Source organism: Parasedimentitalea nitratireducens (assembly GCF_057444295.1).
On the sequence record NZ_JBYAXC010000013.1, the window covers coordinates 40,774 to 63,458 of the forward strand.

Annotated in this window: 27 protein-coding genes and 1 pseudogene; 21 read left to right on the forward strand and 7 right to left on the reverse strand. The window is 53.5% G+C overall.

The window, feature by feature from the left end:
- Positions 1–15 precede the first annotated feature (15 nt).
- The 5 genes from AC2T28_RS21820 to AC2T28_RS21840 all read left to right on the forward strand — a co-directional run bounded on the left by AC2T28_RS21820 (position 16) and on the right by AC2T28_RS21840 (position 5,048).
- Entirely contained in the window at positions 16–666 is a 651-nt protein-coding gene (locus AC2T28_RS21820) for a hypothetical protein (RefSeq protein ID WP_486750739.1), read from the forward strand.
- A complete protein-coding gene (locus AC2T28_RS21825) occupies positions 659–2,227 on the forward strand; it encodes a GMC oxidoreductase (protein ID WP_138165381.1) in 1,569 nt (522 codons plus the stop codon). Before AC2T28_RS21820 ends, AC2T28_RS21825 begins: the two co-directional genes overlap by 8 nt.
- A 2-nt stretch (positions 2,228–2,229) precedes the next feature.
- Positions 2,230–2,496 carry a hypothetical protein gene (locus AC2T28_RS21830; RefSeq protein WP_486750740.1) on the forward strand — a complete coding sequence of 89 codons (267 nt, stop codon included), beginning with the start codon at positions 2,230–2,232 and terminating at the stop codon, positions 2,494–2,496.
- A 296-nt stretch (positions 2,497–2,792) separates the two neighbouring features.
- The gene (locus AC2T28_RS21835; protein WP_486750741.1) at positions 2,793–4,352 is read left to right on the forward strand and encodes a glycosyltransferase family protein; all 1,560 of its coding nucleotides are present in this window, start codon (positions 2,793–2,795) and stop codon (positions 4,350–4,352) included.
- A gap of 570 nt (positions 4,353–4,922) precedes the next feature.
- Complete coding sequence (locus AC2T28_RS21840; RefSeq protein WP_281278376.1) at positions 4,923–5,048, forward strand: hypothetical protein; 126 nt, start codon at positions 4,923–4,925, stop codon at positions 5,046–5,048.
- Between the two features lie 63 nt (positions 5,049–5,111).
- On the opposite strand, the gene AC2T28_RS21845 is transcribed toward AC2T28_RS21840, so the two are convergent.
- The gene (locus tag AC2T28_RS21845; protein WP_138165379.1) at positions 5,112–5,348 is read right to left on the reverse strand and encodes a hypothetical protein; all 237 of its coding nucleotides are present in this window, start codon (positions 5,346–5,348) and stop codon (positions 5,112–5,114) included.
- A gap of 151 nt (positions 5,349–5,499) precedes the next feature.
- Here AC2T28_RS21845 and AC2T28_RS21850 point away from each other — a divergent pair, with 151 nt between their 5' ends.
- Complete coding sequence (locus tag AC2T28_RS21850) at positions 5,500–6,234, forward strand: Crp/Fnr family transcriptional regulator (protein WP_138165378.1); 735 nt, start codon at positions 5,500–5,502, stop codon at positions 6,232–6,234.
- Between the two features lie 60 nt (positions 6,235–6,294).
- Here AC2T28_RS21850 and AC2T28_RS21855 read toward each other — a convergent pair whose 3' ends face one another.
- Positions 6,295–6,495, reverse strand: a complete 201-nt coding sequence (locus AC2T28_RS21855; RefSeq protein WP_138165377.1) for a hypothetical protein — start codon at positions 6,493–6,495, stop codon at positions 6,295–6,297.
- Between the two features lie 236 nt (positions 6,496–6,731).
- Positions 6,732–7,082, reverse strand: a complete 351-nt coding sequence (locus AC2T28_RS21860; protein WP_138165376.1) for a hypothetical protein — start codon at positions 7,080–7,082, stop codon at positions 6,732–6,734.
- Positions 7,083–7,324: 242 nt separating this feature from the next.
- Between AC2T28_RS21860 and AC2T28_RS21865 the strand changes: the two genes are divergently transcribed.
- From AC2T28_RS21865 to AC2T28_RS21885, 5 genes are all read left to right on the forward strand, one after another.
- A complete protein-coding gene (locus AC2T28_RS21865) occupies positions 7,325–7,639 on the forward strand; it encodes a hypothetical protein (protein WP_138165375.1) in 315 nt (104 codons plus the stop codon).
- A complete protein-coding gene (locus AC2T28_RS21870; protein WP_486750742.1) occupies positions 7,636–7,989 on the forward strand; it encodes a hypothetical protein in 354 nt (117 codons plus the stop codon). Before AC2T28_RS21865 ends, AC2T28_RS21870 begins: the two co-directional genes overlap by 4 nt.
- 139 nt (positions 7,990–8,128) lie before the next feature.
- Positions 8,129–8,812 carry a hypothetical protein gene (locus tag AC2T28_RS21875; protein WP_486750776.1) on the forward strand — a complete coding sequence of 228 codons (684 nt, stop codon included), beginning with the start codon at positions 8,129–8,131 and terminating at the stop codon, positions 8,810–8,812.
- A gap of 89 nt (positions 8,813–8,901) precedes the next feature.
- Entirely contained in the window at positions 8,902–10,101 is a 1,200-nt protein-coding gene (locus tag AC2T28_RS21880) for an N-acetyltransferase DgcN family protein (protein WP_486750743.1), read from the forward strand.
- Entirely contained in the window at positions 10,098–11,219 is a 1,122-nt protein-coding gene (locus AC2T28_RS21885; protein WP_138165371.1) for an alanine/ornithine racemase family PLP-dependent enzyme, read from the forward strand. Before AC2T28_RS21880 ends, AC2T28_RS21885 begins: the two co-directional genes overlap by 4 nt.
- A gap of 33 nt (positions 11,220–11,252) precedes the next feature.
- On the opposite strand, the gene AC2T28_RS21890 is transcribed toward AC2T28_RS21885, so the two are convergent.
- On the reverse strand, positions 11,253–11,534 hold the full coding sequence (locus tag AC2T28_RS21890) for a hypothetical protein (protein WP_486750744.1): 282 nt from the start codon (positions 11,532–11,534) through the stop codon (positions 11,253–11,255).
- Between the two features lie 66 nt (positions 11,535–11,600).
- On the opposite strand from AC2T28_RS21890, the gene AC2T28_RS21895 reads away from it, so the two are divergent.
- The 4 genes from AC2T28_RS21895 (at position 11,601) to AC2T28_RS21910 (ending at position 13,612) form a co-directional block, all read left to right on the forward strand.
- Positions 11,601–12,152: a hypothetical protein gene (locus AC2T28_RS21895; protein WP_486750745.1), complete on the forward strand. Its 552-nt coding sequence runs from the start codon at positions 11,601–11,603 to the stop codon at positions 12,150–12,152.
- Between the two features lie 13 nt (positions 12,153–12,165).
- On the forward strand, positions 12,166–12,384 hold the full coding sequence (locus tag AC2T28_RS21900; RefSeq protein ID WP_486750777.1) for a hypothetical protein: 219 nt from the start codon (positions 12,166–12,168) through the stop codon (positions 12,382–12,384).
- Positions 12,318–12,776: a transglutaminase N-terminal domain-containing protein gene (locus tag AC2T28_RS21905; RefSeq protein WP_486750774.1), complete on the forward strand. Its 459-nt coding sequence runs from the start codon at positions 12,318–12,320 to the stop codon at positions 12,774–12,776. The genes AC2T28_RS21900 and AC2T28_RS21905 overlap by 67 nt, the downstream gene beginning before the upstream one ends.
- A 554-nt stretch (positions 12,777–13,330) precedes the next feature.
- Positions 13,331–13,612 carry a hypothetical protein gene (locus tag AC2T28_RS21910; RefSeq protein ID WP_138165368.1) on the forward strand — a complete coding sequence of 94 codons (282 nt, stop codon included), beginning with the start codon at positions 13,331–13,333 and terminating at the stop codon, positions 13,610–13,612.
- A 31-nt stretch (positions 13,613–13,643) separates the two neighbouring features.
- On the opposite strand, the gene AC2T28_RS21915 is transcribed toward AC2T28_RS21910, so the two are convergent.
- Together AC2T28_RS21915 and AC2T28_RS21920 are read right to left on the reverse strand one after the other, a co-directional pair.
- Positions 13,644–14,195, reverse strand: coding sequence for a 2OG-Fe(II) oxygenase (locus AC2T28_RS21915; protein ID WP_486750746.1), 552 nt, complete (start codon positions 14,193–14,195; stop codon positions 13,644–13,646).
- 67 nt (positions 14,196–14,262) lie between these two features.
- Positions 14,263–14,694, reverse strand: coding sequence for an FAD synthase family protein (locus AC2T28_RS21920; RefSeq protein WP_138165366.1), 432 nt, complete (start codon positions 14,692–14,694; stop codon positions 14,263–14,265).
- Between the two features lie 240 nt (positions 14,695–14,934).
- Here AC2T28_RS21920 and AC2T28_RS21925 point away from each other — a divergent pair, with 240 nt between their 5' ends.
- The 5 genes and pseudogenes from AC2T28_RS21925 (at position 14,935) to AC2T28_RS21945 (ending at position 19,884) form a co-directional block, all read left to right on the forward strand.
- The gene (locus AC2T28_RS21925; protein WP_138165365.1) at positions 14,935–15,588 is read left to right on the forward strand and encodes a CDP-alcohol phosphatidyltransferase family protein; all 654 of its coding nucleotides are present in this window, start codon (positions 14,935–14,937) and stop codon (positions 15,586–15,588) included.
- 121 nt (positions 15,589–15,709) lie between these two features.
- Complete coding sequence (locus AC2T28_RS21930; RefSeq protein ID WP_486750747.1) at positions 15,710–15,964, forward strand: hypothetical protein; 255 nt, start codon at positions 15,710–15,712, stop codon at positions 15,962–15,964.
- A gap of 98 nt (positions 15,965–16,062) precedes the next feature.
- A pseudogene (locus AC2T28_RS21935) lies at positions 16,063–16,819 on the forward strand (IS5 family transposase).
- 153 nt (positions 16,820–16,972) lie between these two features.
- Positions 16,973–18,610, forward strand: a complete 1,638-nt coding sequence (locus AC2T28_RS21940) for an alkaline phosphatase D family protein (protein WP_486750748.1) — start codon at positions 16,973–16,975, stop codon at positions 18,608–18,610.
- A gap of 2 nt (positions 18,611–18,612) precedes the next feature.
- Entirely contained in the window at positions 18,613–19,884 is a 1,272-nt protein-coding gene (locus AC2T28_RS21945) for a carbohydrate porin (protein ID WP_486750749.1), read from the forward strand.
- A gap of 579 nt (positions 19,885–20,463) precedes the next feature.
- On the opposite strand, the gene AC2T28_RS21950 is transcribed toward AC2T28_RS21945, so the two are convergent.
- Positions 20,464–21,183 carry a GntR family transcriptional regulator gene (locus AC2T28_RS21950; RefSeq protein ID WP_486750775.1) on the reverse strand — a complete coding sequence of 240 codons (720 nt, stop codon included), beginning with the start codon at positions 21,181–21,183 and terminating at the stop codon, positions 20,464–20,466.
- A 231-nt stretch (positions 21,184–21,414) separates the two neighbouring features.
- Here AC2T28_RS21950 and AC2T28_RS21955 point away from each other — a divergent pair, with 231 nt between their 5' ends.
- On the forward strand, positions 21,415–22,602 hold the full coding sequence (locus AC2T28_RS21955) for an ABC transporter substrate-binding protein (RefSeq protein WP_486750750.1): 1,188 nt from the start codon (positions 21,415–21,417) through the stop codon (positions 22,600–22,602).
- Positions 22,603–22,685: the final 83 nt, after the last annotated feature.

Below are 22,685 nucleotides of genomic sequence, written 5' to 3' on the forward strand. Positions count from 1 at the left end.
AGGCAGAGTGTACTGATGAATGACATCACCGTCACTTTTCAACCAAACACAACTGAAACGATCAACTATACCGTGTGGGGAGTCAATCCCAGCGGCGGCCAATTTCCAATTGCGTCTGGTTTTACCTCTGGAACAGTACAGGTACCGGTTTCCGGCTTCCCAAGTTATTTCGTCTCAGCTCAAGTCCCTCAGTTGCAAAGCCAGGCAGAGGTTGATGATACGAGTACGGTGACACTTGTGTTTGGGTCTCAGAATGATTTCAAAACAATTTTGTGGCTGGTCTTTCAGCACATCGGAGAACAATGGGGCAATGCCGCAGAGGCGGACATGCCTGAAGTGCAGTTTAATCAAGTGATCGACTGGCAGGTTGAGCTTGATCCCAACTATGCGCTTTATTATGCGGAGACGATTTCTGAATATACCAAGCTGTTACAACAGACCGGCAGTTCTGACGCAGCGCTAAAAATTCTGTTCGCTGAAAATCAGAAAGATGCGCCCAAACTCCCCAACGTTGCGAACTTCGTGTTGAAGGAGTTCATGATCTGGCAAGTGGCGTTCGGCGGGTTTCGCGCCTTCGGCCCCCCGTATCAGAATTACACGGGCTGGATGGGTGGCGGCAATTTCAACGACATCCCCACACCATACAGGACAGCAAAAAATGGGTGAGTCTGTATACGCTGTCATTGTCGGATCCGGTGTTGCGGGCAGTTTAGTTGCGCAATCAATGCTTGCCGCAGGCAAAGGCCCGATACTGATGTTAGAGGCTGGTCCAGATATCAAGATGGGTGATCCGGGGCGCTGGTTTAAGTACGTCGCAACCGGAGACGCGCCCTATACAGCAACCTATGACGAGGCCAGCGATTTCACCGCCACCGGCATTGAGCCCTGGAATATCACCGGTGGACGGGTGCAGGGGCGCGGTGGCACAACGAACCATTGGGGCGGTTGGCTTCCACGCTATATGGAAGAAGATTTCAAACAGAACACAAATACCGGCGTTGGATTAGACTGGCCGTACGACTACAGCGACCTGGAGCCTTATTACCAACAGGCAGAACAGTATTTCGGAACCGAAGGGGACTCATCCGAAATACGCCCGCCGCGTTCAACGCCGTTCCCTTTTGACGCTGCGCCTTTCCCTATTACTGCTGATCCATATATCGATGCCTTTAAGGCACAAAACATGACCTACCGACACGTTCCGATGTCGCGGTATGGCAAATCGGGGTCTGGTTTCGGCACACCGTGCCGCACAACAGGAACCTGTGATTATTGCCCGATCGGTGGTCGTTTTACCGGTAACCAACCGCTTGATGTGATCAGCAATAGCCAATTTGAACTTCGGCTCGGGGCTGCCACGCAGGAAATCCGCATGTCCAGTAAGACCACCGCGACCGGCGTGTCATACTTGGATACAAGCACCGGCCAAACCGTGGTCGTGGATGCACAGGTTGTCATCGTGGCTGCGGGCGCGTTTGAAAACCCAAAACTTCTGCAGCGCTCGGTTTCCAGCTTTTGGTCGCAAGGACTGGGCAATGACTATGATTTGGTGGGGCGCTATTTGGTCGCCAACAAATTCTTCTTTGTAAACGGAGTTTCGCCGACGAACCCAGAACAATACGAACAAGAACTTGGGTTTCCAAACCTTTGTTCGCGATACTATGATTCACCGGCCACTCAGAAAACAGGTAAGTTTTTCCTGACGATGGACTTTTCTGAGCCAACGATTGATGTGGCTTCGCTGATGTATCAGGGCAAAACTACAGCCGAGATTCAAGCTGCGACAACGGGGGCCACCAAGTGGGAACTGTTTGGAAACCTGTCAGGCATATCGCTGGCTGCGAACAGAATATCGAACGAAACCGGGGTTACCCGCTATGGATTGCCGAAAACCCTGATTGCGACACCTTCGGCGATGTATAGTTCGACTGCGATGGAAAACTACGTTGGGATCTGCACCCAGCTGCTTCAGCATATGAAATGCACTTCGATCGACAGCGGCTCTTACCCACAGCGCGGCGATCATGCCGCCTGTACGACCCGCATGGCAACCGATCCAACCCAAGGTGTTGTCGACAAGGATCTAAAAGTCCACGGCACAGACAATGTTTATGTCTTGGGCAATAGCGTGTTGCCATCCTTGCCAGCGGCGAACCCGACTTTGACGATGGTGGCAATGATCTACAAATCGTTGACTGAGTTCAGCGATCTACTGACCAGGGAATGATGATGGCGATTACAGTTACCTTTCAGGATCTTACATCCACATCTATGTACTCCGTAGTCGAGGTTGCGCCCTCTGGCCGAAAATGGGCCAACATTGCCTATCCCGTCAGCGGTTGGCAACAAGGGCAAAACCCATCAGGCGATGTCAGTGTTCCGGTTTCCGGCTACCCGACATACACAGCCACCGTATTCCCATCTGGCAGTATGCAAACCACACCATTTTCGTCTGACGCTACTATCGCGCTAGCAGTTTTCACATCAAAAAATTGAACTCGCTGTTTATTGTCGGCCTGCCAAAGTCCCTGACCGGCATAATATATAGGGCTGTACAAAAGGCACTGTCGTTACAAGGACCGACGTGGGTCAGCGATGGGCAGATTCTCAACACCCAAAGGTTCAAATTCTCCCCGGCCTTTGATGCCGGACGATTTTTAACCCGTGATAACGATCCAGACGCATTTAGCGCGGCCAGAAATTTCCTTGATGACGCACTAAACCGCGAAGGGCACATATACAAAGATGCCGTGCAGCCGTTTGTTGTCGCGGACTATCTCGCCGATCATCCGATGAGAGTTCTGCACCTGAGACGACCACTTGATGACATCGCCTTTCACATGTTGCAGCAATTGCCATACTTAGGCGATGAAGTTCTGGAAATTCTGCCCGCTGCACAATCCAAACTTGAAGGCATCAAGGACGCAGTCACACTGGATTATGACGAGGTTATTTTTAGTGAAGACGGCGTATCTGATGCGGTTGGCGAAAGAGTGTCATATATCACGGATGCGTTTTGCGAAGAACGCGACCGTATTCTGGCATTGCGATCAAGTGACGACTACCGCGAAATCAAAGCTCGGCTGAAGGACCTAACACAAAGAAACCCAAAGCAGATCCGCATCACCCCTCCCTCGAAGATCGGCAAGGAAACGGCACTAAAAACCGTCCTTCTCATGTCTGATGCCGGTGTGCCCACAGGGTTCTCGCGGGTTGGAGAAGAGATATTAAAGGGATTATCGCACCAAACCAGCGCGAGTTTTCGGCTGCACCAAATAGGTATCAACTATTCTGGCGCGCCGCACCCACATAGCTGGCCGATTTACCCAGCATCAGCCACAGGGGTCGACCTAAAGGAGCGCGTATCTTCACTGGCCACTCAGCTGATGCCGGCTGCCATCATACTGCTGAATGATCCATGGGTCGTTGCCGAGGTTGCTGCTCATCTGGATACCGCTGGCTTCACCGGTGCAATTATCGGCTATTGCCCGGTTGACGGCGCTCCACTACCGCTTAGCGCTGCCGATGGTCTCAGCAAACTTCGATCACTTGTCGCATATACAGAATTTGGCCGAAAAGCCTTTATAGATCTGTTTGACACGGCTGACGTTACGCTCCCAGCATTGGATGTCATTCCACATGGTGTCGACACTGGTGCATTTGGTTTGTTGATACCTGACGACCCAGCGGCAAGCCGAAAAGCCGCAAAGGCACAGTTGTTTCCGACGGACCCAAAGTTTCAGGACTCGTTTGTCGTATTCAACGGCAATCGCAATCAACCGAGAAAGCGCATTGATGTGACCATGCGCGCCTTTGCCAATTTTGCGCGGGACAAGAAACCAAACGTGATGTTGTACCTCCATATGGCCAAGATTGACTTTGGCTGGAACGTCGTTGAGCTCGCAAAGCGCTTTGGAATTACAGATCGCTTAATAATGTCATCGACTGAAAATGCATTACCCAGCTTGTCGGAAAAACAGCTTAATCTGATGTATAATGCCTGCGACGTTGGTTTGAACACCAGCGCTGCCGAAGGTTGGGGACTTGTATCATTTGAGCATGCGGCTGCCGGTGCAGCCCAGATCGTACCCGGAACCGAGACGCAAAAAGAACTTTGGGGCGGCGTCGCAAAAATTGTAGAGCCATGCCTGACGACAACGGCGATTGGTCAAGTGGCGGACTGGCACCTTGTGTCAGAACATGCCGTGACCGAGGCACTGGAAGCGCTTTACCACGACAAACATGCACTGGAAAACTACGCGGCCCAATGTCGGCGCCATGCAACCGCTTCGCGTTTCTCTTGGAAAAGCATCGGCGACCGTTGGACCTGCTTGGTTGAGTCACTCTGCTAATGTGATCCCCTCCCGAAATCCGTCATTGGATTTCTGATCCAACGGAAGGGGCTAGCTCGGTTCGACAGCTTTTATCGTGTACGATCAATGCAGAACCCCGCGCGAACGACCAATTTTGTGAAGCTACACGACAACGTCGAAATGATAATCGAGTGTCTCAAAAGGACCGATGGTGGCACTTTGCAAATTACGCTTCCTACGAATATTGGCCATCTGTCGTTCTCAAGGGCATACAGCCAACCATCCAGGCTATTCCGAGCATGTGCTTCGGCAACCCTTTGAAACCAAAGCCTGAATCTACACTTTGCCGAGGTCACTTTCTGCGCATAGCCGTTGTTCATGCTAACCGCTGCGAAAGTCTTCTAGCCTTCATTTTTTTGCTGCCTGGGTCCAGAAACTTTGTTGTTCAGGCCAGTCTGTCAAAGCCGACCGCTAGTTTCGGCAGGCGGGGTTGTTTTGAAGGACCTATAGTTGTGCCAGATGACGCCTTTATCGAGCAATTGGGAAGGGATTGTTGCATTAATCAGGCAGGATGCTGGATTCCTTGGCAGCCAGAAAAGGAAAGCCAGAATGTCATTCAACGACTTGGCGAAGAAAGAGGTCGCCGACAAAAAGGCGTCGCAAGAAAAAGACCCGAAGTCACAAGCCGCAACCGAGCGAAACTCTGAGCCAAAATCCGAAGCAACCGATCCGTAAACCGGTTGATAGACGCGGCTGAGCATGTTGGCTTCACTCATATCCAGCTTACGAGGACTGGCGCTACGTGCGCTGCGATAGGTTGTCGCCAATGATGATCTCATTGATCAATTTGGCGGTTGCAGCATCCACTTTTTGCTCGGCTTCCGAGCCTTGGGCATTCTCGTGGTGTGCTGCTGCATCGCGAAGAATTCCTACGATCTCGCGTTCCGGCAACAGATTGCGATCTTGCAGCGACAGCAAGAGAGCCTCGCAAATCGAGAGGGCAGCGAGGCCTGCAGGGTCTTGTTGGTCTGACATCGGGAGCAATCCCCTTCATTTGTTGACTCGCGATCGGGCGAGGTCGTGATAATGTTGACCAACATCGCAGATTGTCCGGCATTCTTTACTGATCGAAAGCAGTCCGGAAATAGATTAGTTCTTGGAGCATGCGCTGGTTCGGGAGGGACCGATGATGAACATTGAAGCCAGTCCACTGACCCAAAAGCTCTCTGCGTTCGTTGCACTCTCAGAGACAGAACTGACCGTTCTTGAGCGCTTGCACCAGCGGAGGAAATCTTTTGCCGTAGGGCGCGATTTGGTTCACCAAGGCCAATCCGAACAGGCGGCTTACATTCTGGCGACGGGCTGGGTTGTATCTTACAAGATCCAGCCTGACGGTTCGCGGCAGATCGTTGATTTCCAGATACCAGGGGATTTTTTGGGGCTGCGCAGCGTCCTTTTGCACACATCCGATCATGGGATCGAACCGATTGTCGATATCGAAGCCGCGGAGGTGCTGCAGAGCGATCTTCTGCAAGCCTTCGCAGAGACGCCGCGGCTGGCAACGGCCATTTTCTGGGCGGTGTCACGCGACGAGGCGATGGTTGTCGAACATCTTGTTGGGCTGGGGCGGCGCGATGCGGATGCGCGCATGGCGCATTTCCTGCTGGAGCTTGGCGTGAGACTGTCACTCGTCGGTATGGGAAGCCGACAGGGCTTTGCCTGTCCGCTCACACAGTATCATCTGGCAGATGCGCTGGGGTTAAGTGCCATCCACGTCAACCGCGTCCTTCGTAAGCTCCGTGAACGTGGGCTCGTCACGTTTCAGGGAGGGCAAGTAACCTTCGATGACTACGAGGGGCTGGTTGCATTGGCGGATTTCGATCCGGCCTATCTCGATCAGTCGCGGCCTCTTTTGCCGTGAAACAGCCGCCCGCAGTATGGCATTGGGCGGCCCTCCAGTCTTTTCACAGGTTTGCCGACTTCACACCAACGCGCGGCTTGCCTGCTTGAGCTCGTTGTATGCCTCTTCGTCGTTTTCGGCTTCATGCGCCTTCTCGGCGGCTTGATAATGCTTGAGAGCGGTGGCTTTCTTGGGGCCTTCGGGTGCATTGTCCCAGGCAGCCTTGACGGAGGCCATGTGTTTCACGGTCTGGTTTTCTGCGGTTTGGTCTTCTTCATTCATGGGAATGTCCTTTCCTGGACGGTCCGAGAAACAAGAGGCGCAAAATGTATGCAATTCTTTTGAGGGACTGCATGTGTCCCGCGCCTCTGAGCTACTCGGAAAATGCCACCATGACTTGCGGTGGACACGGCCACCTATTCGGTTTCCCTGCGTCTCCGCACTGACGCAAGTTAGCCAGTCTGAGCCAGATGGAGGATCCACGCCAGAACCACAACGATAACTAGGGCCATCTTTGTCTAGGAGATTGATGGTTTGGGAAAATTGCTGGTGCCTACTTCGCGTGAATTCGAAACGCGAAGCGGCGCGCGCTTAGGCAGCAATGAAACCAGCTTTGCCGCTCTGCCCTCGCTTGCCAGCGCCAGCGTCGGAGTGCCGGTAATCCCTTTAAAATGCGTCGTCAGTCTTACTTGCGCGTCCTCACGGCCCAGACGTGAAAGCGCACGCGCCTCGGTCCATGGCTCGAGGTCAAGGCGTGCAAGCGCTGACAAGACTGTAACCGCCGCGCCGGTTCTGTCCTCGACCAATTCCGCAAAGAGGAAGGCATCGTAGTCGCTGCCATCCGGATGAAGGGCGTCTGAGGCGGACATGGGTTTCCTTTCGGCGTGAAACTGAAACAGTGACCGTGGCGCAAGGGTCTGAAGCCCCGGAACGGCTTTGTCTCTCAATCTGACAGCAAAGAAGCCGACGGGGGCTAACCTCGATCAGCATCGCACCCCGAAGGTTCGGCTAGTGTGCATTCGACTACCTTGCTGCGACGAGGCGTTCCTTTCGACGCGGGCCACAATCGCGGCTGCGGAAAGTTCAACAATCAATTCAATGGAGGCTTGGGATGCTCACGCGTTCGACCAGATCAATGGTGACGTTTTTCAACGACTTCATGATTGGCGGCAGCCCGCGGGAGCTTCCATCCGGCACATATGAAATCCTTGTCGAGGAAGAGCTTCTACAAGGCCTCAGCTTCGAGGCATACCGGCGTACCGCGACATACTTGATGGTCCGGGGGCGAGGGAGCAATGCGGGTCGAACGACAATGCAAGTGATCACACAGGAGGATCTGGAGCACGCCATTGCAAGTGATCGGGCCTTCTCTGAAACCACAAATAACAGCGGCGCGGCGCTTTCCCCGCAGGAGGACACGACATGACCACACCTGAATGGCTGAAACCCGGTATTTACGGCGCACTGATTGGCGCGGCGTTTGTCGGCATCGTTGGATTCTCATGGGGAGGATGGGTGACCGGAAGCAGCGCTGAGAAGATGGCAGGCGAGATGGCGGAGGACAGCGTTATCGCTGCGCTCGTGCCCTTCTGTATCGACATGTCCCTAACCGACAATGAACGCATTGCAAAGCTGTCCACAATCCGCGAGGCATCGTCATTCAAGCGGCGCGACGCTGTCATGGAAACAGGCTGGGCGACGATGCCCGGATCAGATGGCCCGAACCGCGATCTGGCGCAGGCATGCATCGAAGGTCTCGACCTTGATGCATCGTAATGGCCTCAAACCGTCCCACGTTTCGTCAAGGGGCATCGCAGGCGTGCTTGCCGCGGTATCTTTCACTGAACTCCTTGCACTCGCTCTCGTCGCGCTCATCGCGATTGGAACGCCATCTTACGCCCAATCTCAGTCTGCCTTGACTCCCGCGAATGCGCAGCCCAAAAGCTATGGTGACGGATGGGAGTGTGATCGAGGGTACCGGCGTGACACCGATACCTGCCTTGCCATCATCGTTCCGGAAAACGCCTATGCGACAAATCGAACCTATGGTTCGGGCTGGGAGTGTCTGCACGGGTTCCAGGAGGTCAATGACGCGACATGTCTTGAGGTCGTCGTGCCCGATGGCGGATATCTCGACCCGTCGGGAAAGAAATGGAGCTGCTTTCGTGGGTACACGAAGGTTGATGATCTCTGCCTGGAGATCGACTTGCCCTCAAATGCCTATCTTGCAGACAACACCTATGGGGCTGCTTGGCAATGCAACCGGGGATTCGAGATTAATGGCGACACATGCCTTGCGATTGCCGTTCCAGAGAATGCCTTTCTAAACGGAGCCAGTTACGGGCAACCGTGGACATGTGAGCGGGGTTACTTCAAACGCGATGACACCTGTGAGGCCGTTGTCGTTCCGGAGAATGCCTATTTCGACGATGCAGGCTATGGCCCGGACTGGAAATGCAATCGCGGTTTTGAAACCTCTGGAGATCGCTGCACAGAGATTGACCTTCCAGACAATGCGCATCTCGACAGATCGGGAAACCGCTGGGAGTGCCACAGGAATTTTCAGCGATCGCAGGGGCGTTGCGTCCTGAACGACTAGCGCCTGCGATCTGGAAGAAAGCGCGATCCAGAAACCCGAACGGGTCATCCAATCGGAGCGCACAGAGCCACGTGAAAAAGGAAAAAAACATGGAATCGAACACTGCAGAGAAACCGACGACACGGCTTTCGATCACGGGCCAGCAAGCCCCAAATGACCGTCCCAAAATTCATCCATCTCGATCTGCTAATGCTGTTAGCGCATGTGAACCAACCGCAGTTGTCTACTGCGAGGCGAACTTCGGACGGATCGACGGCAAGACGGCAAACGGACTTATTCGTTATTCCCAAGCCTACCGCATCCTTTCAGTGATTGACAGCACATGTGCCGGGCGCGACAGCGGGCAAGTGCTGGACAATGTCGACAATGGCGTTCCAATCCTCAATGACATTGCGGCGGCGGTGACACGCGAAGCACGTATCCCCGATACGTTGATCTATGGGATGGCGCCGTCGACCGGCAAGCTGTCGCCGTCAGATCGGAAAGTTCTTTTGGACGCGATCGCACGCGGCATGAGCATTGTCAGTGGTCTGCACGAATACCTATCCGATGATCCCGTGTTCGAAGCAGCCGCCAAAGCCGCAAATGTGACGATCCGCGACATACGCAAGCCCCTGCCCAGCAAGGATATGCGCCTGTTTGACGGAAGCATCTCCACGGTGAAGGCTATCCGTATCGCCGTGCTGGGAACGGATTGTGCAATCGGCAAGCGAACGACGGCGACGATCCTCGCAAGGGCGCTGAATGCGCGTGGGATCAAGACGGTCCTTGTGGGCACGGGTCAAACCGGCCTCATGCAGGGCGCAAAATACGGGATCGCCATGGACGCCGTGCCACCGCAGTTTTGCTGCGGCGAACTTGAGCGCGTGATTGTCGCAGCCTCTCACGGCGACGAACCAGATGTCATCCTGATCGAAGGACAAGGCGCGCTCAGCCATCCGGCCTTCTGCACGTCGGCGTTCATTCTTCGCGGTAGCCAGCCGCATGCCGTCATTCTTCAGCATGCGCCCAAGCGCGCCTATCGCTGCGACTTTCCCACCATGCCGATGCCCGAGCCGAAAAGCGAAATCGCCCTCATCGAAGCTTTTGCTGACACACGGGTGATTGGTGTCACACTCAATCACGAGGCGATGACGGACGCCGAGGTTGGTGGGGAAATCGAAACGCTCTCGCGCGATCTCGGAATCCCGGTGACGGACGCGTTGACCCGCCCGGACGTGTATCTGACCGACATGGTGCTAGCTACCTTCCCACAACTGCGCCCCGTACCTCTCGTGGCCGCGGAATGACCTCGCCACGAGTGGAAATTGATCTGGGCAAAATCCAGTCAAACGCGCGATGTCTCGTCCGTCGCCTTGGCGCCCGTGGTATCTCTGTCACCGGTGTGACCAAGGCCGTCTGCGGGCATCCTGACGTGGCCGTGGCCATGGTGGAGGGTGGCGTTGCCAGTCTGGCAGACGCACGCATCAAGAACGTCGTTCGGATGCGGATGGAAGGGATCAAATGCCCGATCTCGATGATCCGCGCGCCGCTGCTGAGCGAGATGGAAGACGTCGTCCGGTGTTGTGACACGAGCTACAACACAGAGATGGACACGATCCTGAAGCTTGGAGCAGCCGCAAAGAAACAGGGCAACTCGCACGATGTCATTCTGATGGTCGAAATGGGAGATATGCGCGAAGGCATTTTGCCAGTGAACCTAAACGACTGCGCAACTCAGGTGATCGCAACACCCGGTGTTGCTCTTAGAGGCATCGCTGCAAATTTTGCCTGCATGAGCGACGTGGCACCAACGGCCGGTGACATGGCCATGCTTTCGCGACTGGCCGACCAAGTCGAAGGCGACTGCGGACCCGTTGTAGTTCTTGTGTCAGGAGGTGGCTCGGCCAATTTGCCATGGGCACTTGGCGAAGTTTCAACCGGGCGGGTCAACAACCTGCGTCTGGGTGAGGCGATCCTTCTGGGTACCAACCCCGTGACAGGGCATCCGATCACTGGCCTTCATACGGATGCCTTTACCCTTTTTGCCGAGGTTATCGAAACAAGCCGCAAACCAAGCCTGCTGTCGACCAAGTCAATTGCTCCGGCGCTTGGAATACTCAAATTGGTACAGAGTGATGACCTCCGTGCCCGAACGATCCTTGCTGTCGGGCAGCAGGACACCGACACAAGCGGCCTTAAGTTTCCATCGGGAATGGCGTTTATCGGGGCAACCAGCGACCACACCGTTGTCGACACAGCCAAATCCGCCGTTCCCGTTGGCTCCGAGATGAAAATGGGCATGAACTACAACGCCCTTATGCGGGCGATGAGCGCCCTAGATGTCGCCAAGGTTGTTTATGGCAAGCAAAAGATGAATGGAAGTGCTAAGGACCACGAGACCCACCCCTTCTTGACCTTGCTATGACGGCCAGATGATCGCCTGCGGGGCCTATGAAGATCATACCCCGCCGACTTGTCCGAAACCGCGCCATGGTAAAAGGGTCGGCCAATACACATATACAGATAAGCCGCATTCGAGAATTTGTGCCTGATCGAGGTCCGGAAATTCCAGCGGAAAACCCAAAAGGATGAAGAACATGTCTATCAAAGACCTAATGGCCAGAGCTACTGCCATACTGAAAGCTAAACTTGCGGAACCTTTGAATAAAGAACCGCAAGTTAAGGCGCCGGACCCTGCTGCGAAACCGGATTCTCCGGGTCCGAAGAATACCTGAAGCATGCTCCGGAAGCGGCTGGCTTTGCTCAAAGTCGTGAAACAGCAACTCAATTGAAAGGATCAAACGCAATGATCGACCAAATAGCCAAGACCATCGCAGTTTTTGACCGGCCTTTCAATCTTCCCGGCTTCGACGAAACGCTTCCTGCCGGGGAGTATGATATCGAGACAGAACTCGCTTCACCACCTGATCACAAGGATCCGGAAGCCTGGAAGGCCTCTGTTGTGGTACGCCTGCATCCACGCCTGTCCCATCCTGGATTGACGCGGAGCCTGTCCGTGTCATTGGCCGATCTCGACCATGCCCGCGCGAAAGACAAACTGTCCGGCATGGACCTCTCACAGGTCTTTCTCGAAGACATGCTGGCCGATCCGATGGTGCAACTGGTCATGCAGGCAGACGGGGTATCCGAGGCGCATTTGCGCCATCTCTACTCGGGATCTCGGATGGCACAGACTGACATGGATGACGTGGACGCTGAGACCGAAAACGCAACAGCGCAGGGGGCTTCGCGGGACGCTTCAGACATTCATGACGCCGAGAATGAAGGGATATGTGCCGACCGCGCACTTCATCCGTTTCCGTATGATGCCCGAAACGCATTTTCAGGGACCAAATGAACGCGAGGATCTGATGCAAGCAAAAGTCGACGACATCCTGATGGATCACCCCAGCCGCGCGCTTGGCGATGTGCCGAAGCTGCGGTCCTGCTTGGCTTGTAATGCTTCGTTTTGGAGCGAAGGGTTCGGCCAGCGCATCTGTGCAAGATGCAAAGGCACGACAGCATGGCGCGCGGCAGTGCCCGAAGGCGTCAGCAAAGGTCGGTCTCGCTCCGGCGGTCGGTCGACTTAGAGCTGCTGCCCTCGACGAGCACGACCACACACACGACCATCTATCGCTATCGCGCCGCCGTGTTCCTTAGACCGCACCAGCTGATGTTGCGTCCTCGTGAAATGCGGGATCTCATATTGACGGCATTCGATCTTGAAATTGCGCCAACTGCCCGCATCGACTGGTCCCACGATGTCTCAGGAAACGTTATTGCCATCGCCAACTTCGATGTCACAACGGATACCCTTTCGATCAGGTCCCACACGACTGCCGTCCTCACGGCGACTAATCGGCCTGTCTTCCCGATTGCGGCCTCTGCGACGTCATACGCGTTCCTTTACTCCGCCGAAGACTGGGCAGCACACCCGCACGTATTGCCGTTGGTCGAAACTCTGTTTGAGTGCATTCAATAGCCTTACATAGCTTTCGTTCGGGCTCCCGAATTACGCGGCGCTTGGCGGTTTGTCTGGGTGCCTCATTTGGCAAGGCAAAGGACCGATTCGGCGAAATTGGTTGCAACTCAACAAAACGCATGTCGCAGATGCGAATGGTTTCTGTGTCAGCGAAAGCCACAAGTGCATAAATCCACTTTGTCTGCATTGCAGACCTGCATGGTCGTCGCGGTGAACGGCGGCTCCGAGCCCATTGTGTGAATTTGGTTTTCCTGCTACGTGCGCTCGCGGCGCAAAAATTGCTGCGTCAGCGTGAGTCTGGCAGCTGCTGCGGGGCGGGAAAACCGGTCATTCTTGCGGACCACCTCGGAGAAGAACCCCCCAAAGGCCATCGCACCAGATCGAACTTTCGGAATTCGGCAGCTTCTTTTATGAAGTTTGCGACGGACTTTCTAGTTCATGTAGGATAGTGGTCGTTGATCTCGAACGTTCAGGTTTCTGAGCGATCGCGCGTTGAGAGCCGCAGATTGGCTCTGACTACGTTCTCCTCCAAAGTTCTTTCAAGGATTGCCCAAATGTCAGACGATAACGGCGACACGTCAAAAACCCATTACATTTGTCAAACCTATGTCGATGCCAAGGGGACAAAGGGCGCACCAGCGGGTGTGAAAATTGACAAACAGTTCCAGTATTCAACGGCACAAGAAGCCGAAAGCCGAGCGGAACGTGCGAGCCAATCGCCAGATTGCGCCGGTGCAGATGCCTATATGATTGTTGAGGATTCAAGTTCGGGCGAGATAAGTGCGCCGACGTTCCTTGTTCGGATTGGAAATGTGCCCGAATTCGACGATTTTTAACGGGCCACTGCGACGCAACCGGTGAGGCGTTTCATCTGAACGCAGGCCCATGTGCCCATAGTGTCAAGGAATGGCGCACGCCGTGTTGCACGGGAACCACCTGATGAAGCACAAAGCTGGGGAAGATGCTGACACACCCTTGAGCGCGGTCTGCAGATAAGACCTGAGCACTTGGCATAACCTCTAGATCGCCACCCTCGTACGAACTTGGCAAACTAAGCTGTAGTACCAATGTGAGCTTGCGTTTACGTGCCATGGGGCCATCGCCAATGTCGGAGTGCCAAGAAAAATGTCCTCTGTCTGAGGCCTTGTAACTTGCGACCTGAGGGCTCTCGGCAAACTCGCGCAGGTCAAAATCAAATTGGACGGCATTGGATTTTCGGACAATTTCGATTAAGCGGTCCATGACCCAGCCCAGCCCGTCGACGTCATCCACCCAGACCAGTTTTGCTCTGCGCACTGACTGGTCTTTCGTCTGACCTACAAGCATCGCATCGTTGGACGGCACAGCGGTGATGGCCGCAATGATACGCTCACACTCACCCGCGCTGAACGCCGCAGGCTTGGAGTAGAGTGCCATCATATGGGTCACCTTTTGTGAGACAAATGGGGGTCGACGCCGAAAAGAGGCCGCAAACCGGCGGGTGGTATCAGTGCGGTCGATTGCTGGCTTGGGACTGTGCCAGAACCATCTGTTTTATTTTTGTGGACGATGTGCGCGGGTTGTAACGCACCTGCGCGATTTCTTTGCCCATCTCTTTCAGATAGGAATCAACATCGAGGTTGTGGGAATTAGTGCCCCAATCTTCGCCAATTACAAAGATATCGGCACCGACAGCTTTGCAGCCCGAAACGTATTCTAGCGCGTGATAGGGGCGCACAATGTCGACGCAACTAAGGGCTTCAAGCATCTCAACCCGTTGTTCCAATGGGACAACTGGAACGTTGGGTTTGTACAGGTTCACGACCTCATCAGAGGCTACTCCAACGGCCAAGGTATCGCCCAAAGATTTACAGTGTTTCAACAATGCCAGGTGGCCAACATGAAGCAGGTCGAACGTGCCAACGGTATAGACGATCATTTTCGCTTTATCCTTTTGCCCACCCGTCATCGGTGGTAGCACAGGGCATCTGAATGCGCGTGTGCGTGAATTTTGTTCAGTTGTTTCAAACAATTAAACTGAGATATCTCTAGGCTTTCAGAAGCCCAGAGTTAATTGATGTTTTGAAACGACACGTTTCAAATGCACTCAGAATGGAAAGCAGAGATTGCCTGTCAAATGTTGACAAGGTGTCAGTTCTGTTAACTCAAAGGATGTCTCATGACAATCGAAAACGCTGCCGCGCCGAACCCACCGATCCTATCCTACATCAAAGATCTGCCCAATATCTGCTCGCTTGCGGGCTTGGGGTGTTCGCTGCTGGCGATCTATTTTTTGATCATTGGGATGTACCCGGCAGCGATGATCGGCATGATTTGGGCCGTGGGATTTGATTGGGCCGATGGATTGATTGCACGCAAAATGAAAGGCCGCACTGGGGATGATCGGGCCTTCGGCGGTACGCTTGATCTGCTGATCGATATTGTCAGCTACGGCGTCACGCCTGCCATTCTCATCCTGAGTTATGCCGATTTTAGTACCGTGTTTCTGCCCGTCGTGTTCGTGACGTTGGTCTTTGGTGCGATCCGCCTGAGCTATTTCAGCACCTTCGGGTTGTCGGGGGATGCTAAATATACGGGGCTAGCCATTGATAACAACAGCATCATTCTTGTGTTTGTCGTCATGTTTGCGGGATACTTTGAGCGCTCAACGTTTGCGATCATTCTGGCGGTGTGTGGTCTGTGCCTTGCGGGATTGAATGTATCCCAGATCAAGACACCGAAACTGTCTGGAAATCCGGTCAATGTGGTCATTCTTGCGGTTTATACACTTGGTGTGACCCTGTTTTATGGCTGGTCAATGCTGCAAACGTAGTTTGAAAGTACTTAGGCCGAAGCAGTCATAGGCACAGCCGCAGAGAAAAGGTGGTTCGAATTTCGCATCTGCTAATCTCGAATTCTAATGACTGCTTTGGTGACCTATGCTGCGTAGCTGCATGAAAGCTGCTGCAAGTTCGAGAAAATGCCGCGCCAGCGAAGTCGGGAAATCCAAGGTCGGTGTCGTCCGCACAGCGGTCTCCCGTCTGTCAGAAGGTGAATGTCCGGTCTTTCCATTTAGCCTGTTGGACATGATGACCGCTTTGGGCTGGAAGCTGCAGTTAGACGGGTTTGGCACGAACGGCAGGTTCGGGCCGTTTTCGACAGGATGGTCAATTTTAATGATTGATGACAAGATCTGTTCCGGGACTTAGGTTTGAAATTCGGTGAAAGTTTCCTAGGCTCAGGACCCATTAATCCGCTTGAGGCTGAGATGGCTGCGTGATTCAGAGTCCTCAATCTGGGGGACTTTATGAGCAATCTTTACTGGCTGAACGAAGATCAAATGGCGCGGCTTCGGCCCTATTTTCCAAAGAGCCATGGCGTACCGCGCGTTGATGATCGACGTGTCTTAAGTGGCATTATCTTCATCAATCGCAATGGTTTACGTTGGTGTGATGCACCCAAAGAATACGGTCCTGCCAAGACGCTCTACAATCGTTGGAAACGGTGGAGTGATATGGGGGTGTTTGCCCGGATCATGGAAGGACTTGCTGCTGAAGCACCGGACAACAAAACGATTTCAATCGACGCAACTTACCTCAAAGCCCACCGGACAGCTTCTAGCTTGTCGGTTATAAAGGGGGGCGTGGACGTCTGATAGGGCGCACCAAAGGCGGCATGAATACAAAGTTGCATGCTGTGACTGACACGATGGGGCGACCAATCCGGTTCTTATGAAAGCTGGTCAGGTGAGCGATTATACCGGAGCCAGAGCGCTTGTGAGTAGCCTGCCTGCAGCTGACTGGCTGCTCGGGGATCGTGGCTATGATGCGGATTGGTTTCGCAAAACCCTTGTGGGTATGGGTATCACGCCTTGCATCCCAGGCCGAAAATCACGAGACAAAGAAATCAAGTATGACAAGCGCCGCTACAAAAGGCGTAACCGGATTGAGATCATGTTTGGCCGATTGAAAGACTGGCGGCGCATAGCAACCCGTTACGACAGGTGTCCAAAGGTCTTCCTGTCTGCAATCGCACTCGCAGCAACCGTCATATTCTGGTTATGAGTCCTGAGCCTAACGGTAAGGTGGCTATAACTATTGTTACTAAGAGACAAACAAGATCGGATTGATATACTAAGAACTCGGTGAGGCAATCATTTTTACAATTGTATTTTTGAGAACTGCATAGAATTTTGTTAGTTCAGTAAAGGAATAACCATGGATTTGAGCTCTTATCCCACCAATGGACCTTCGCGCAGAAGCCTGCTGCAGATGGCTGCTGCAGGCGCAGCAGCGACAGTATTCCCGTTTACAGCACGATCTCAAACTGATCTTTGGAATGGTGGTGACCTTGTTCATCTCATCCCGACGGCAAGCCATGAACGCTTCCTGATCAAAGCCTCCTTTCAAGCTGCCCGCAACGAGGCACCGGTACTGCACGTGGATGGAGATGCCGTCACCGGGAGCAGAACCGATATTGCTGGGAAGTTCTGGCAGTTTGATGCAACTAGGCTGGAAGCAGATAAAGAGTATACTCTGCGATTGTTGGAAGGCGGTGGCGGCGAAATTACAGATACATGGCCACTCAAAACTTTCCCGGCCCCGGGCACCATGCCACAAAAGATGCGGATACTCGCCTTTACCTGTGCTGGCGGCATGGATGGGCCCCGGCTGGATGACGGTAAAACCGGTTTCTTGGACATGGCTGCTCGCCAGCGTCTTCTCGAACGCGGGATTGGTTTTGAGCCTGACGTGGTGATTTCCAATGGGGACCACATCTACTGGGACATCAAAACGTCGTTGAACAAGCCTTTTGCCGATTTCATGCGAAAGCAGTACTGGGATCCAATCGGTGGGGAGTTGGACACAACGCGCCCAATGCTGGACCCGCGAAACGCCCAGATCTTTCAAGCGCTTTGCAATCAGCAAATTGCTGGGCTCTATGGCACCCGATTGCGGTCTTCGCCTGCGTTTTTCGTGACTGATGATCACGACATGTTCGAGAACGATGAATTTACAGATGAACTGGCAACTCAGCCCGCCGATTCCTACGGGCTTCGGGCGGCTGAGCTGACCCAATTTATGTATTACCCAGAGCTTTTGCCACACGGCCAGCCGTATGAAGATTGGCTGGATGGCGGGTTGCGTGCAGGGCGGGCGGTCGGATCGAATATGCTTTATGGTTCTATCCGTTATGGCGATCTGCTGGAGGCTGTCATCTACGATTGCAGGCGTTTGATCGACTACAAAGGTAAGCATGCTCGGATTTTGCCGCAGGCGGCAGAAAACTGGATCATCGACCGGACCTTGGCCGAAGACACTCTGCACTTCATGCATTGCCCGTCGATGCCCTTTGGTTACTCATCGGGCAAACTTGGTGACTGGTACCCTGACAATCTGGATGAAAAGACCGGGAAACTGGTAATGTATAATCCCAAGCAGGGATGGCAAACCGGCTGGTATGGCCAACACCAACGGTTACTGGAGGCTCTGGCCGCGCAGAAGAAACGGGCTCCCGTTATTATGCAGGGTGACTTCCACGCCAGTGGTGCAGGGCAGATTTACCAGTCTGGGGAGCTGTCTTTCAAACGCCCGATTGAAACGGTTCTGACGGGCGCACTTGGTACTGGAGATACTGGTTTTCCGTCCTCAATGCGCGCGGTTGAAACGATGCCATCGCAGCTAATAGGCATGGAGGAGGTGATGCAGACCAGCGAGAAAAACGGCTTTACGGTCATCGATGTCACCGAGGATGCAATTACCTATTCGATGTTTACTTGGCGTCCGCCCGAGCCCATTGGCGACATCGACACGATGGAGCCAGTCCTGGTTCACACCGTTCCACGGACCATATGACAATGGCCGGAAAAGTACAAGCGGGATCCAGTTGGCGCTGGGTTCTGTTCAGCGTGATAGTTAGCACCGCAAGCACTGAGGCGATGGCGGAACCGACGCCACTTAACGAACGGGAACGGTTGCTCGATTTTGAAGGCAGCCCAACGGTTGCCCTGCGGAACATCGGAATAAACACGGAGCTCAGCCTGACCCACTTCGGACAGCAAATGACGAGCGGGAACGGTTCAAATGATTTTGAGAACAGCGGTGTTGCGCGCGCACTTATCAGCATCGACGGTGAAAAGCTCGGCCTGTGGCGAGGCTTTTACGCGACAATCGACTATGAGCATACCTATGGAAACAGCCTCGGTGGCGTGGCGAATGGTGATGGGGCAATTTTGCCCGTCAACACCGCCTACACTTTCCCGAGATTGAATGGCGACAATAACGCATTGTCGATTTCGTTCACGCAAGCCTTCAATGAAAACGTGTCGTTCAGTTTCGGTAAATTCAACGCTGCTTCACTTGCATCTAAAACACCCATCCTTGGCGGGGGCGGTATTAACACCTTCATGAATACAGGTCTTGCGGCACCTGTGTCGGGCGTGGTCCCGCCATATTTCGCGGGAGGCATCCTGACAATCAAAACGAAACCTGCGATCTTTACTGTATTGTTGTACGACCCGCGCAATGCAGATGACTCAGAGGTGTTAAAGAACCTGTTCGACGATGGTGTGACACTGGGCTTGGCAGCAACAATTCCTGTATCCAGCGGACGACTGCCAGCTTTTCATTCTATCAAGGGCTACTACAGCACGCAGAATGGCTTCGACCTCAACAACCTGCCGCAACTGCTTCTCCCTCCAGCTCTGAAGGGACCAATTGGCGACCCGAAGAACTACTGGTACTTGAGCTACGGCTATCAGCAGGCGCTGGTGTCACTTGGCAACGGAAAAAGCTGGGGCATGTTCATCGAGGCAGGTATTTCCGATGGTAATCCGAATCCAATTCGGGGGCATATTTTTGCGGGGCTGGCCGGCGACAGCCCTATACCCAATCGTGAAAATGACACTTGGGGCGTTGCCGCGTTCCGCTACAACTTTAGCGACCCATTGAAATCAGCCGCTTCTACAGCAGGTTTTCCGTTGCAGGACGAACAAGGGGTTGAGGCTTTCTACAATATTGCGATCACACCCTGGGCCCGGCTTTCAGCGGACCTTCAGTTGATTGATCCCGCCCGCGCCGATAGGGATACGGCGGTATTTGCCGGTCTTCGTTTGGAGATGAAGTTCTGAATTAGCTCGAGTTACTTTCGATTGCTGAAAAGTGGCGCGTATCTGGAAGGACTCGACTGATGTTGTCTACTGCAGTTAGAGCAAGCCCTAGAGCTATTGACTGACCAGCCATGCACTGCCGACCCTTGGTTCATTCGAAGTATAAACCTTCTATCTCCCGTCATTTCGGGCGCACGCGTCGGAAAGCTCCAACACCGGACTATTTGAGGGAGCGATCCGAAAATCGAAAGTGTCCGCTCAGCTGTCGCTGGTAATCTCCGCAGCGAACGGCTCCTTTCCGCCTTCGCACCCAAATGTGCCTGGTGCAGCAATTACACCACTTCCCGCTTCCATCACTGTCACAAACGGCCCTAACCGGTTCTTCGAACAGTCCACAGTTAACGGCAGCAAGGAGTCCAAACTGTTCGATGCTGCAGCTTGCGCGAATGACGGCAAACGGCCCAGTAACCTGAACTTGACTTTAGCGGGGCAGACGAACGTGGATAGATTTTGCACTCCCACTGTAGTCAACTCTAAAGCAGTCACTTTCTGGCGCGGCCTGGTCCGCTTATAATCTCAGGTTCGACGCGCTCAACTCGATCAGGTTGAGCTTAGAATAGCAGCTAAATCGTCCTGAGGTTGCGGTTTTGTATTCATGTCGAGACCGCTTTGGATATGGTTCAGGTGAGAAATCAGAAGCTCTTCAGCTCGATCTGGATCTCGAGACTGGATCGCGTGTAGGATCTTGGTGTGTTCGTCATCAGGACAACTCGCGTTCTCGGATGTTCCAAATAAGCCTACAATCAGCGACGTTCGAGTCACCAGCTCTCGCATCATCCTCGAGATGGACTTGTTTCCAGTCGCCTGGGCGAGTTTGGTGTGAAACTCACCGGACAGACGAATGACTTCCGTACGCTCGTTCTCTTTTCGCGCAGCATCTTCAAGTGCGATGTGATCGGTGAGAAGTGCCAAACTAGTTTCACTTGGGCCCTGGGCTAACTGCCGAACAAGCGGAGGTTCAATCAGTAATCGAGCGTCGAAAACATCTTTCGCCTCGGACTTGTCCGGACAGGCGACATATGCACCACGATTCGACTGTAGGTCGATGATTCCCTGACTAGAGAGAAGCAAAAGTGCCCGCCGAACACGCATGCGTCCAACACCGAAGGTCTCGCAAAGGCGCGATTCGCTCAACTTGGTGTTGGGTGCCAACTGTTGCTCCATGACAGCTTTGTAAATGCGCTCAACGATCAAATTCTCATCCGGTTCAGATGAAAAAACCGTTTCGCCTGGGTTTTTTGCCTGAGATTTGATGCTCACATTGAGACCTTTCAAGACCGATTAGTTTGGCAGCTGATGGTGCATGATACCGCTTAAATTACGATCAGTGTATGGGGAAAGCTGAGATATCGTTGATAATATTTTCAAAAGTGTTGACAAAAATTGTTAACAATCGTCAAGTTGGTGGCGCGGCATGTATGATGCTTTCATTAGATTGCCTGCCAATAAGGACACCAAAGACGCCAACAATGAATTCAACGGGAGTTTAAAATGCTACGTAGAACACTAACGAAAGTCGCACTAGCGGCCGTAACCTTCACCGCGTTTCAGGCCACAGCGGCCTTTGCTGAAAATCCAGTTCTGAAAATAGGCTTTGTTGGCGTGACCAGTGGCCCCGCCGCAGCGTGGGGTATCTCGAACCAGCGCTCTATGGAAACACGGGCGGCCTGGATCAACGAGACCGGCGGCTACACGATCAGCGGCACGACATATGACATCAAAATTGTGTCTTTCGACGACCAGAAAGACCCCAAGCGTGCGATAGCGGGTATGGAGAAGATGGCTCAAGAAGGTATCCACTATGTTGTGGGTCCGAACGTCGATGACGGTGCAGCCGCCGTACGTCCCGTAGCAGAGGCCAACGGAATTATGTATTTCCCATACGCATTCCCCAAAAGCCTGTACCAGGCGCCTGCGTCTAACGCCGTTCTTGGTATGGTCGCCAATTACCAGTCCGGTCCTGCGATCTACAAATATCTGATGGATGAAAAAGGCGTCAAAACCGTTGCCTTCATCGCCGCCAATGAATCTGATCCGCTCACCCAGCGTGATGGTGGTGTTGCGGCAGCAGAAGCCTTGGGGTTGGAAGTCGTTTCTTCTAACGTGACATACCAAGTTGATACCACAGACTTTACGCCTGTTCTGACACCCATCATGCGCACACGGCCTGATCTGCTGGTGTTGTCCGGTGTTTCGCCTGCCAACGCGCCACAGTTGATCCGTTCCGCCCGCGAACTGGGTTTTGAAGGCGCTATTTCGACAGAAACAGCACAGGATGCTGGTGTTCTGGCCGAAGGCGCTGGTGACCTGGCAAATGGGTTCATTTCGGTTGGCGGCGCTTCAACTCCAGAGCTTGCCTCGCCGATGATGAACGAATTTGTCCAGCGCTATACTGACTTGTTTGGCGAATATAATGACGAGTCCAACACCAAGGTCTATGCTCTGGAATACATCCTTGAGACGCTCAAGGCTGATCCCTCCGCAATCGATAATGTGAACGCGTTCCAAGCTACGATGGACACGTTTGAAGCGCCAAACCCTTATATGAACGGTGATGCAAAACTGCGCTATGTAGGTATGTCTTCCTTTGGTCAGCGTCGCCAAGTTGCTGTTCCGCTGGTTGTGAACGTCTATCAGGACGGTGCATTTGAAACGCTTTTCGTAGCTGAAGTCGACTGAACTTCCCTGACTGCTTAGGCTTGCCCTGAGCAGAACTTCCCCGGGCCTTAATGGCCCGGGGCCTTTCAACGAAAGAAAGCTCT